The sequence below is a fragment of the Mesorhizobium sp. M0052 genome (genome assembly GCF_040323255.1).
In the GTDB taxonomy this organism is placed as follows: domain Bacteria; phylum Pseudomonadota; class Alphaproteobacteria; order Rhizobiales; family Rhizobiaceae; genus Mesorhizobium.
The window spans coordinates 23378-35495 of the sequence record NZ_JAMYUS010000019.1; the positions used below are offsets into that span (position 1 = coordinate 23378).

The following is a 12118-nucleotide window of genomic DNA, read 5'->3' on the forward strand; positions in this document are numbered from 1 at the left end:
ACTTCGTCGTCAGATGCCGCCGCCGCTGTCATATTGGTCTTCGGCAATGTCGCGCTCATTCAGCCAGTGTTCCAGAGCCTCTACCATCTCCTCGGCCGTCTTGCCGAGTGTCTTGAGATGGATTTCGGGATTTTCGGGAGCTTCATACGGGGAATCGACGCCGGTGAAGTTCTTGATCTCGCCATTCAGCGCCCGTGCGTAAAGGCCTTTCGGGTCGCGTCGGGCGCATTCCTCGAACGGCGTATCGACGAACACTTCGACGAACTCGCCGTCGGCCATCAACTCCCTGGCCATGCGCCGCTCGGCGCTGAAGGGGGAAATGAAGGAGACGATGACGATCAGCCCGGCATCGGCCATCAGCTTTGCCACTTCGGCGACACGGCGGATGTTTTCGACCCGATCGGCGTCGGTGAAGCCGAGATCGCGGTTGAGGCCGTGGCGGACATTGTCGCCGTCGAGAATGTAGGTGTGACGCCCCGAAGCGAACAGCTTCTTCTCAAGCAGATTGGCGATGGTCGACTTGCCCGAGCCGGAAAGACCGGTGAACCAGAATACGGCGGGGCGCTGGCTCTTGAGGTCGGAGCGGCCGCGCTTGCCGACATCGAGCGACTGCCAATGGATGTTTTCGGCGCGGCGCAAGGAATGCAGGATCATGCCGGCGCCGACCGTGGCATTGGTGATGCGGTCGATCAGGATGAAGGCGCCGGTATCGCGGTTGTCGGCGAAGGTGTCGAAGGCGATCGGCGCCCGGGTCGAGATATTGCAGATGCCGACTTCGTTCATCTCGAGCGACTTCGCCGCCTCGCGAGCGAAGTCGTTGACGTTGACGCGGTATTTCAGGTCGGTGACGGTGGCGCTGGTCTGGTCGGTCTCGGTGCGCAATATATAGGAGCGTCCCGGCAGCAGCGCTGCCTCGTCGAACCAGACGATGTTGGCGGCGAACTGGTCGGCGACCTGCGGCCGTGCCGCCGGCGACACCAGCATGTTGCCTCTGGAGACCTCGACCTCGTCATCGAGCACAAGGGTGATGGCCTGGCCGGCCACCGCCTGGGCAAGATCGCCGCCTTGCGCGACGATGCGCTTGACCCGCGAGGCCTTGCCGGATTTGGCGACCACCACCTCGTCGCCCTGCGCGACGGAGCCGGACGCGATGGTGCCGGCAAAGCCGCGGAAGTCGAGATTGGGCCGGTTGACATACTGCACCGGAAACCGGAACGGCAGTTCGACCGCGGCCTCGTCGACCGATATGGTTTCGAGATGCTCGATCAGCGACGGGCCGGAATACCACGCCGTCTTGCCGGAGCGGCTGGTGACATTGTCGCCATAGCGGGCCGACATCGGGATCGGCACGATCGTCTGGAAGCCGAGCTCGTGCGAGAACTGCCGGTAATCCTCGACGATACGGTCGAACACCGCCTGGTCGAAATCGACGAGGTCGATCTTGTTGACGGCAAGCACGATATGGCGGATGCCGAGCAGCGAAGCGATGATCGAGTGGCGCCGGGTCTGGCGCAGCACACCCTGGCGCGCATCGATCAGCACGATGGCGAGATCGGCAGTCGATGCGCCGGTCGCCATGTTGCGGGTGTACTGTTCATGGCCGGGGGTGTCGGCGACGATGAACTTGCGCTTGGGCGTGGCGAAGAAGCGGTAGGCGACGTCGATGGTGATGCCTTGCTCGCGCTCGGCCTCGAGGCCGTCGACCAGAAGCGCGAAGTCGATGTCGTTGCCAGTGGTGCCGTGCTTGCGGGAATCGCGCTCGAGTGCGGCGAGCTGGTCCTCGAAGATCTGCTTTGTGTCGGACAGAAGACGGCCGATCAGCGTCGACTTGCCGTCGTCGACCGAGCCGCAGGTGAGGAAGCGCAGCAGCGACTTCTTCTCCTGCGCCGCCATGTATTCGCGCACGCCGTCGGTGGGAGCGAGGCTCTTGGCCAGGATATGGCGCATGCTCAGAAATATCCCTCGCGCTTCTTCTTTTCCATCGAGCCGGCTTCATCGCGGTCGATGAGGCGGCCCTGGCGCTCGGAGGTGCGCGCCGTCAGCATCTCGCCGACGATGGCTTCGAGCGTGTCGGCGTCGGATTCGATGGCGCCGGTCAGCGGATAACAGCCGAGCGTGCGGAAACGCACCAGACGGTTCTCCATCGTCTCACCGGGGCGCAATTGCATGCGATCGTCATCCTTCATGATCAGCATGCCGTCGCGTTCGACCACCGGCCGCTCCTTGGCGAAATAGAGCGGCACGATCGGGATGTTTTCCTGCAGAATGTACTGCCAGATATCGAGCTCGGTCCAGTTCGACAGCGGAAACACGCGGATCGATTCGCCCGGCGCGATGCGGGTGTTGAAGATCTTCCACATCTCCGGCCGCTGGTTCTTCGGGTCCCAGACATGCTGGGCGTTGCGGAAGGAAAAGATGCGCTCCTTGGCGCGCGACTTCTCCTCGTCGCGCCGAGCCCCGCCGAAGGCAGCGTCAAAGCCGTATTTGTCGAGCGCCTGGCGCAACGCCACCGTCTTCATGACATGGGTGTGGGTGTTCGAGCCATGGTCAAAGGGGTTGATACCGTCGCGCACGCCGTCTTCATTGACGTGGACCAGCAGGTCGAAGCCGAGCTTCTGCGCCATCTGGTCGCGAAAGGCGATCATCTCGCGGAACTTCCAGGTGGTGTCGACATGCAGGAAGGGGAAAGGCGGCTTGGCCGGATAGAATGCCTTCATCGCCAGATGCATCAGCACGGAGGAATCCTTGCCGACGGAATAGAGCATCACCGGCTTGGAGAAGGAGGCGGCAACCTCACGGAAGATGTGGATGGACTCGGCCTCGAGCCGCTGCAGGTGCGTAAGCGCGATGTTCATGGACTGTGAGCGTTCTCTCGTGCAATCCAGACCTTGCATCAGATGGATCGGGCGTCCTTTTCAGCCGCCCGGTTCAAGCTTCACTGCTGGACACTATCGGTTCGTGCCGGCGTTCTAGCAGATCGCCACCTGATATAACAACGCTGGAAAGGCCGGCGGCCACACCGATCGGCAACGAATTTTCCATGAAAAGCCTAGAATCCGAAAATTCCTGCCCGACGGAGCGATAGCATTCAAAGGCCGGGAAAAATCTTGCCTGGACCGAAAGAAACGCCGGCCCGACCTCGTCGCACTTTCGAAAACCGCACCCAGCCGCTATACCGGCTCCTGAACCTGCGCCGGGCGGCATGCCGCAAATGCCGCCGCCAAACATTGTCCGTCGCCACGCGACCCAGCGCATTGTGAACCAGAGCATTGACCCCGATCTCCGCCATCAAGCAGCACGTTTCGCCGTCACGGATCAACGTCACCTTCTCCATTTTGTGCTTCTTTTTCCCGCCGGTACTGGGATCGGCGGTCAGCTTTTTGTTCAATGGCGGCGGCCTGTGGTCGGTGCTTCTGCTTGCGCTGAAAAGACGGCGTTTCAACATCGACCGGCCGATGACCGCGATGACGGTGGCCATCTATGCCTATTGCGCAGCCAGCGTGCTCGCCTCCATCGTCAACAATTCGATCGCCAGGGATGCGCCGCATCTGGCAGGGCTGATCACCTTCCTGTTTTTCCCTGTCTCATACGCGACCTGGAGCATTACCGAGAAAACCACGCTGACGCGCATCGTCGTGCTGGCGAGCGCCGCCGCCTGTTTTGGCGCCCTGCTGCTGGCGGTCGTGCAATATCACGGGCTGGGCATACGGGCCGAAGGCGGCGCCGGCAATCCGATCGTGTTCGCGACCGTCTGCTGCCTCAGCATGATGATGTGCCTGGCAGGCGCCTTGTCGGGTGTCGAAAAGAACAGGGCGTTGCTGGCCTGCGCGACACTGGCCGGCGCGGTCGCCATTGTCTATTCGGGGTCGCGGATCATCTGGCTGGCGATGCTGGTGGCCGGCATCGCGGTCCTGCTGATCAACCGTCGCAAGCTCAACAACAGAAACGCCATTCGGCTTTTGCTGATTGCGGGGGCGACCGGCATCGTCATCGCTGTCATCGGTCTCCCCATCATTTCCGAGCGCGCGGCCTTCCTGTTCAGCGACTGGGATGCGCTCGCCACGAAGGGCGACCACACGACCGCGCTCGGCTTGCGCGCCGCACTTTGGCAGATTGGGCTGAGCGCCTTCCACGACATGCCGATTTTCGGCCACGGCATTGCCGCAAGCCGCGAGCTGATAAAGGATGGGTTCCACAATCAGTTCAACATGCCGTCGACGGGCTTCAGCCATTTTCACAATGGCTTCCTGACTGCATTGGTGGAGGCCGGGCTGCTTGGAGCCGTAACGCTCGCGGCTGTGTTCTTCGTTGCCGCGAGAAACGCGGCCATCGTGCTGCGCACCAGCACGGACGCGATCGAGCGGTTCGGCGCCACGATGATTGTCGTCACTGCGATCACCTACCTCATCGGCGGCCTGACCGGCATCATGGTCGGCCACGACATCCTCGATGCCACACTGATGGTGTTCCTGGTGTCCGGGACATATCTTGCATCGGGCCGGCAACAAATGCTGCCGGAACAACAGGCCCCGGCGCCCCAGGCAAGCCGGCCGTGAAAGTGCTGGTCACAGGCGCGACGGGTTTCATCGGCAGGCAGGTCGTCAACCAGCTGCGCGAAGCCGGGTTCGGGGTGCGCATGGCATCGCGCCACCCGGAACGGCTCGATCCCGTGAGCGATGCGGTTTTGTTGCCGGACTTCGACGCACCGGCTCAGGCATACCAGGCGCTGATGCGAGATATCACCCATGTCGTCCACTGTGCGGCGCTCAACAATGACCGCAAGGCGAGCGAAGCCGACTTCATGGCAGCCAACGCGACACTGACCGCGCAGCTGGCGCGCGCGGCCGCCTCGCGGACAAGCGGGCGCTTCATCTATCTGTCGTCGATCCGGGCAGTAGCCGGTCCCGGTTTCAGCGGAACGATCAGCGATGCGACGCTCCCTGCCCCGCAATGCGCCTACGGGCGCTCGAAACGCGAAGGCGAGATCAAGACACTGGAAGCCTATGCGTCCAGGCCCTCCGATGCCACGGCGCTGCGCCTGCCGCCGGTCTATGGCGAAGGCATGAAGGGAAACCTGCGTGGAATGATGCGGGCTGCCGCCATTGCCTTACCATTGCCCTTAGGCGCTTTCACCGCAGTTCGTTCGCTGATATCGCGCGACGCGGTGGCTGGCGCCGTGGCGCATCTTTTGACTCGTCCCACGCCACCGCGCCCGACCTATGTCCTGGGCGATGCTTCCCCCGTTGCGATGTTCGAAATCTTGACTGCATTCAGGCACGGATACGACGTTCCGACCCGGCTCGTTCCTGTGCCGGCCTGGCCATTCAGGCTGTTCGCCACACTGCTTGGCAGAAAAGCAGCGTACGACGCTTCCATGGCGACACAGATTTGCGACCCGTCACTGCTGATCTCGGAAGGCTGGATGCCGGAAACCGACACGCTCGGCCGGATTGAGGAACTTGCACGACAGGCCCGTCAGGTCCGGTAGATTGTGCCAAGCAGGATTTTGACGTCGAGTCCGATCGAGGCTCCCCTGAGATATTCGGCATCCGTTTCGGCGCAGAGTTTCGGATCCGACATGTCGATGCCTCTCATCTGCGCAAGCCCGGTAATGCCTGGAAGTGCGGCAAGCACACCCAATTGCCTGCGGCGGTCGACCAACTCGGTTTGCGTGGGCAGGCATGGACGCGGCCCGACCAGGCTCATCTCGCCCTTCAGCACGTTCCAGAGCTGCGGCAGCTCGTCGATCTTGAATTTTCGCAGCACCTTACCGGCGGCGGTGACGGAGTTTGCCGGCGCCTGATGCGAGGGCAGAGATGGCGTTCCCACAACCATCGTCCTCAACTTGTGGCAGCGAAACAGCACCCCGTGCTGGCCGACGCGAGTTTGGGAGAGGAGTGCCGGTCCGGGCGACGACAGCCTGATTGCCAGTATGGCAAGCAGGGTGACGGGCGAGGTCAGCGGCAACAGAACCGCCGCCGCGACGAGATCGAAAGCTCGCTTGGGTCCCCTCATGGCCATCTCAGCATGCTCTAGATCCGCCGCCAGATGAAGGCCACATAGAGCCCAAGCGTCCCAGCCAGCGTCTGCCGGTAGACGCCGCTTTTCCTGAGAAGGCGCAGGCGTCGCAAGATACCGCCCTTTCGCGCCCTGATGAACAGGCCGAGACAGGCGGCGGCATCCCTCGTGAGGATGTCGCGATTGACGGCCAGGCCGCTCAGATTGTGATCGGTCCAGACGGCGAACTCGCCCCTGAAGAGGCGCCCCAGCCGCGACAGCCTCGCCTTCCACGACACGTTGGCGCCGACCAGGTTTGCCTCATGCTGGCGGTAGCGCACCAGCGGTCGCGGGTCATAGCGGACAATGCCGCCGGCAGCCGTGACGATCAGATAGGTCCACCAGTCATGGCTGACGAACTCGGTCCTTGCCGATGCCTTTGCCAGCAACTTTCGCGCGGCGCGGTTGATCATCATCGTGTTGCCGCCGGCAATGCTTTGCACAAGCGCATTGCGAAATGCGGGTGGATGCTGGAACAGCGGCGAATACCCTTGCGCTGCTCCGGTTTCGGACATGGTCGCGGTTCTGGAGCAAAACAGCAGCGGCGTTCCGGCGTCGTGCCCTTGCATCCAGGCAATGGCGCTCTCCAGCCTGTCCGGCTCCCAGATGTCGTCCTGGTCGCAGAAGGCGTAGTAGTCGGCCTCGATGCGCGGATCGATGATCATCGCGCGGAAATTGGCGGCAAAGCCTTGGCGAGGACCATTCGACAGGGTCAACCGGCCCTTGGACCAGCGGCTCTGCCAGGCGCCGATAATGGCCGAAGTGCCGTCTGTCGAACCGTCGTCGGAAACCCAGAGGTCGACAACAGGATGCGATTGCGCAGCCAGCGACGCGAGCTGCTCGTCAAGGAAAGCCGCGCCATCTTTCGTGCCCAGCAGCACGGCCACGCGCTGATCTTGTCTGCTCACTGGTTCAAAATCATCTGCAAACGCCTGGGAACGGCCATCGGATCGGTTTCAATAGCCAATCCCGGTCGATCAGGACAGGCTCTTTGTTTTGACGCAATCCCGGACGGAAAACCGCTCCACACTTTTCCTGGAATTGCTCTAACCAGCTTGCCCGACTGTTTTCGCAACGGTTTCCCGGCGTGCGTCACTTGGAGGCTCTTCCGCCTGATAGAGGCCGGCCATGACGGCGAGCGCCGAGGCCTTGTCCTGATCGCGCATGGCCGCCTGCAGCAATGTCAGCGCCTCCTGGACCTTGGGCCATCCCACGACATCGGTCCTGAGGCCGAAGATCTTGGGGATATCCAGCGCGACGATCTCCTCATTGCCGCCATGCAGCACCTCGTGAAGCTTCTCGCCCGGCCTGATCCCGGTGAAACGGATCGGAATGTCGGTGTAGGGGCTTTTGCCGGCCATGCGGATCATGGTTTCAGCGACTTCGAGGATCGGCACCGGCTTGCCCATGTCGAGCATGTAGATGGCGTAGTCGTCCTTGCCCTGGCGCCGCTCGGCGTCGGCCGCCGACATGATGACGAGGTCGACGGCTTCGGCCACCGTCATGAAGTAGCGGGTCATGCGACGATCGGTGATGGTGACCGGACCGCCGGCCTCGATCTGCGCCTGGAAGATGGTGGCGACCGAGCCATTGGAGCCGAAGACATTGCCGAACCGCACGGCGATGAACTTGGTGCCGGAGCGACGGCCGCTAGGCCCGGTGGCATGCGTTTCGTGCAGCGAAGAGACGATCTGCTCGGCGGCGCGTTTCGTCATGCCGAGCACCGAGGTCGGATCGACCGCCTTGTCGCTGGAAATCAGCAGGAACTGCGGCACCCCGCATTTGGCGGCAACCTCGGCGCAGACGAGGGTGCCTAAAATGTTGGTCTGGATCGCCGATTCCCAATTTTCCTCGAGCAGCGGCACATGTTTGAGCGCGGCGGCATGGAAGATGATGTCGGGCTTGAAATCGCTGACGACGCGGGTGATCTGGCGCCGGTCTGTGACATCGACGATGCGGCTCTTGAGCCGGACATGGTCCTTTTCGTCAACCTGCTGGTCGAGCTGGAAAATACCGAACTCCGAGATATCGGCGACCAGAACCGCCTCGGCGCCAAGTTCCAGCGACCGCTTGACCAGGATGCGACCGATTGAGCCGGCGCCGCCGGTGACCAGGACGCGCTTGCCACCGATAAAGCCGCCGATCCGCTCCATATCGGAAGCAACTGTGGGGCGGCGCAGGATGGTTTCCATCTCGACAGCGTCGAGTACCAGCTTTCCGCCTTGGCCGAGCTCCGAAACGCCGGAGAATTGGACGACGGCGATACCGCTGTGACGGGCGACACGGACCAGTTCCGAATATTCCTCGATCTCGCGTTCGGTGCCATTGCCGAAAATCAGCATGTCGAGGCTTTTGGTGCCTCTTGCATATTCTTCGAGGACCTCGACCAGGCGGGGCCGCACGGCCACCACCGGAACGCCCTGTATCTGCGTGCCCAACGGCGCGCCGTTCTCGATGGCCATGATGCCGGCGATGGAATATTCGGCCGGCTCGGCCGTGCGTGTGAAGCGGATGATGACGTCTGCTTCGCCAAGCCTGCCGACGAACAGCGCTTGTTTGATCGCCGCATTGTTTGCGTTGCGGCTCAGGATTCGCCAGCTGGCCCCGTCGCGCAGGAACCGGTAATAGAGCCGAGGCGCCGATATGATGGTGAAGGAGACGAGGAAAAAGACGATGAACTGGCGCTCGTTGAGGCCGGTCACCGGCTGAAACGATCGAACCGCCAGCGAGACGACATAGAGCGTGACGGTCAGGATGGCGCAGCTCTTCAGGATGTTGAAGAAGTCCGGCGTGGAGGCGAAACGCCACACGGTGTTGTAGAGGCCGCAATAGCGAAACAGCATATGGCTGAGAAAAACAATACTTGCCCAGCACGCCAGGCCGGCCGTGGAGAGCGCGTCGAATGAAAGTCTCGACTGAGAAAGCCCCAGACTCAGCGCCACCGCGACCAGGACCATGACCAGATCCTGGATCATTATAATGGCGCGCCGCATCTTCGGCCGAAGTCCCGATACGGCTTGTACGTATGATGTCATTGGGTAGTACTGAACTCCAGGCGCGGGTATATCAATACCGGACAGGCACCGGATGGAACATCATCCGCCACCACTCCAGATTGCAAATTCCAAGTCCCTTGCCCAGCTATCGCAATAGCGCGGAGTCGGGGGTATCGCCAGATGTTTTTGACGAATATGTGATCAAAGGTGAATGCGGCTGTTCCGGACCAATCGCAATTGGCTGAACTGTGGCCTTTCAGGACAATTGTACAGGTCCAAAAGACATTGCTAATGGTTGCGCTCAAGATATTGCTGGGCTTCACTAAGCCGCAATCATTTGCCATACGCTCGTCGCAATGGCTATGAAATGTCCCTCGCCTCATGTGGCCATCGGACATACGAAGCGACCAAGAACGGATTGCGACACCAACAATGATTTTGGCACTGAACGGCGCCCTCGACGATATCAGCAAGGCTATGAGGCTGCATCGGGTCTGGATTGCGCTTGCTCACGAAGATATCGGCGACCAGCACAGACGCACGACACTTGGCCCGCTTTGGCTGCTGGTCAATTACATCGCGTTCGTCGGCACATTCGTTTTCGTGTTCCAGCCTGCCGGTAAGGATGCCGCAGGCTATTCCGCCTATGTCGCAATAGGCCTGATGGTCTGGTTCTACCTGATGGAAATCATCTCCTTGAGTGTTTCCCTCTTCCAGCGTGAGGAGAGCTTCATAGAGGGCACGACCCTGCCCCTGTTTGTGTACGTGATGCGGATGACGGTTCAGTCCGTCATTCGCGTGGGCTATGCGATCGCAGGTTGCATCGTGATTCTGCTCCTGAGCGGCTCGGGACTTACCCCCGCATGGCTATGGTCGCTTGCAGGGCTACTCCTGATCCTGTTCGCCACTCCAGCTGTCATCACGGTCTTCGCCTTCCTCGGCGCATTTTTTCCCGACAGCCAGTTCATCGTCGGCAACATCATGCGAGTCGGGATGTTTTTTACGCCTGTCTTCTGGATCTACAGCGGACAGGACGGCATACAGAAATACGCCTACCACTGGAATCCATTCAGCTATTTCCTGGAAATCGTGCGCGAGCCGATCACGAACGGCGCGTTTCCGATGCACGCATTCGCCGTAACGGCCTATATTTCCTTGTTCATGTGGGCGATTGCATTGTTGCTGCTTGGCCGATATCGCAGGCAAGTTGTTTTCCTGATTTGAGTTTTTTCGATGGTTTCTATCAAGCTGGATAACGTCAGTCTGGTCTACAAACTGCACGAAAAGTTGACGCTTTCCGCGCCGGATCGGCGTATGGGCGGACCAGGCGGCAGGATTGAGAGTTCAGGCAGAAACCAGTTCGTGCAGGCGCTCGACGGCGTCAGTTTCCAGCTCAAGGCCGGCGACCGATTAGGCTTGGTCGGCCCAAATGGAGCGGGCAAGACGACACTACTCAAGGTGCTCTACGGAATCTATGAACCATCCGGAGGGAACATCGCCATAGAAGGCAAGGTCGACGCCCTTTTCAACATCAACATAGGCTTTCGCCGCGAAGCCACAGGCCGCAGGAACATCGTTCTGCGTGGCTTGATCAACGGATGGACAGAAGCCGAGATCGAGGAAAAGATGGAAAGTATCATCGCTTTCAGCGAGCTCGGCGACTTCATCGACCTGCCATTCAAGGCTTACAGCCAGGGCATGGCCGCGCGGCTTGCCTTTTCGGCAGCAACCGCGCTCGATCCCGAAATTCTGCTAATGGACGAATGGATCGGTGCCGGTGATGCCTCTTTTCAAGACAAGGCCCAAAGGCGCATGGACGAATTGGCGGAAAAGGCCGGCATCATCGTTCTGGCAAGCCACAATGAGAGCCTCATCGAAAGAGTGTGCACAAAAAAGCTGACGCTCAAAAGCGGCCGCGTGGAATCGCTAACGGCAGGGCCGGTCAAACACACCGGAACTGAAAAAATTGTCTTGTCATGACAGAAAGTTGCTGGAGTTGGGGTAGGGACGGGCTGGATTAGTTTGATAAAGTAATAAAGGTTTTGCGGCAAAGGTGTTGGAGCGGCATGATTGGGGTTTACGGTGCGAACGGGTTCATTGGCCGTCATTTTGTTCGGCGGTTGGCGGTACAGGGTGTGGCAATTCGTGCCGTATCCAGAAGATTTGACCCAGAATTCCTTCGCTCCTTTGACAAGTCGGTTGACTTTGTTGAAGCCGACCTGCGTGATCCGATCGCAATGGCCTCTTCGCTGCAAGACGTCGACTCTGTTGTGCAATTAATATCGACCTCGAGTCCCGGCCTCAAGAACGACCACGTCATCGCCGATATTCAGGAAAATGTTATTCCCCATGTAGAGTTCCTGCAAACCTGTGTGCGGGCTGGCGTGAGACGCTATTTGTTTCTCTCATCTGGGGGCACGGTTTATGGCCCTGGTGCGCCAATACCTACGCCGGAGACCTGCGCTACCAACCCCATAAATTCACACGGACTGACCAAGCTCATCGTGGAAAAATACATTCAGATGCATGGACATCTCGAAGGGCTGGAATACGTGATCCTGCGGGTCGCCAATCCTTTTGGTCCAGGGCAAGCCTTCCGCAAGGGTCAAGGGCTGATCCCAGCCATCCTAGACCACTGGCAGAAAGGCCTACCCGTCCGAATTTTCGGCGACGGCCAAGCGCGTCGCGACTATATCTACGTTGAGGATGTCATCAACGCGATAGAAAGCGCGCTTGTGCTGCCGAGCACCCCCCGCCTAATCCTGAACATTGGCAGTGGCCAGGTTCGGTCCGTTACCGAGATAATTGCCGCGGTCGAATCAGCAACGGGCCACCGTTTCGAGCGCGAATACGTTGCTGCCAGAAACACTGACGTTGACATTGCCAGTCTGGATGTCTCGCGCGCGCGCTCCGTTCTGGGGTGGGTACCACGAACCGATTTTGACGAGGGCATCGCCAAGACAGTAGCAAGCATGAGCGGTACGGGGCGATAACAATGTCGCTGCGCGCACAGTATTTCGAGAAAGCCCTTGAGAAGAAGACCGGTCTCTAGCCTGCCATTCCAT

The 12118-nt window shown here is 60.3% G+C and carries 10 protein-coding genes; 5 read left to right on the plus strand and 5 right to left on the minus strand.

Features of this window, described 5'->3' with window-relative positions; genetic code table 11:
* Window positions 1-9: 9 nt before the first annotated feature.
* Both cysN and cysD read right to left on the minus strand, forming a co-directional pair.
* Window positions 10-1947: a sulfate adenylyltransferase subunit CysN gene (gene cysN, locus NKJ77_RS23480; protein ID WP_352535828.1), complete on the minus strand. Its 1938-nt coding sequence runs from the start codon at window positions 1945-1947 to the stop codon at window positions 10-12.
* A 2-nt stretch (window positions 1948-1949) separates the two neighbouring features.
* Complete coding sequence (gene cysD / locus NKJ77_RS23485) at window positions 1950-2855, minus strand: sulfate adenylyltransferase subunit CysD (protein ID WP_023670717.1); 906 nt, start codon at window positions 2853-2855, stop codon at window positions 1950-1952.
* A 414-nt stretch (window positions 2856-3269) separates the two neighbouring features.
* Between cysD and NKJ77_RS23490 the strand changes: the two genes are divergently transcribed.
* Both NKJ77_RS23490 and NKJ77_RS23495 read left to right on the plus strand, forming a co-directional pair.
* Entirely contained in the window at window positions 3270-4556 is a 1287-nt protein-coding gene (locus tag NKJ77_RS23490; RefSeq protein ID WP_352535829.1) for an O-antigen ligase family protein, read from the plus strand.
* Window positions 4553-5488, plus strand: coding sequence for an NAD-dependent epimerase/dehydratase family protein (locus tag NKJ77_RS23495; protein ID WP_352535830.1), 936 nt, complete (start codon window positions 4553-4555; stop codon window positions 5486-5488). Before NKJ77_RS23490 ends, NKJ77_RS23495 begins: the two co-directional genes overlap by 4 nt.
* On the opposite strand, the gene NKJ77_RS23500 is transcribed toward NKJ77_RS23495, so the two are convergent.
* From NKJ77_RS23500 to NKJ77_RS23510, 3 genes are all read right to left on the minus strand, one after another.
* Window positions 5476-6015 carry a sugar transferase gene (locus NKJ77_RS23500; protein ID WP_023684586.1) on the minus strand — a complete coding sequence of 180 codons (540 nt, stop codon included), beginning with the start codon at window positions 6013-6015 and terminating at the stop codon, window positions 5476-5478. The genes NKJ77_RS23495 and NKJ77_RS23500 overlap by 13 nt on opposite strands.
* 17 nt (window positions 6016-6032) lie before the next feature.
* A complete protein-coding gene (locus NKJ77_RS23505) occupies window positions 6033-6965 on the minus strand; it encodes a glycosyltransferase family 2 protein (protein ID WP_023732070.1) in 933 nt (310 codons plus the stop codon).
* 138 nt (window positions 6966-7103) lie between these two features.
* Window positions 7104-9092 carry an SDR family NAD(P)-dependent oxidoreductase gene (locus NKJ77_RS23510; protein ID WP_352535831.1) on the minus strand — a complete coding sequence of 663 codons (1989 nt, stop codon included), beginning with the start codon at window positions 9090-9092 and terminating at the stop codon, window positions 7104-7106.
* A 393-nt stretch (window positions 9093-9485) separates the two neighbouring features.
* Between NKJ77_RS23510 and NKJ77_RS23515 the strand changes: the two genes are divergently transcribed.
* The 3 genes from NKJ77_RS23515 to NKJ77_RS23525 all read left to right on the plus strand — a co-directional run bounded on the left by NKJ77_RS23515 (window position 9486) and on the right by NKJ77_RS23525 (window position 12046).
* Window positions 9486-10277: an ABC transporter permease gene (locus tag NKJ77_RS23515; protein ID WP_352535832.1), complete on the plus strand. Its 792-nt coding sequence runs from the start codon at window positions 9486-9488 to the stop codon at window positions 10275-10277.
* Between the two features lie 9 nt (window positions 10278-10286).
* Window positions 10287-11033, plus strand: coding sequence for an ABC transporter ATP-binding protein (locus NKJ77_RS23520; protein ID WP_352535833.1), 747 nt, complete (start codon window positions 10287-10289; stop codon window positions 11031-11033).
* An 86-nt stretch (window positions 11034-11119) separates the two neighbouring features.
* Entirely contained in the window at window positions 11120-12046 is a 927-nt protein-coding gene (locus tag NKJ77_RS23525) for an NAD-dependent epimerase/dehydratase family protein (protein WP_023743695.1), read from the plus strand.
* Window positions 12047-12118: the final 72 nt, after the last annotated feature.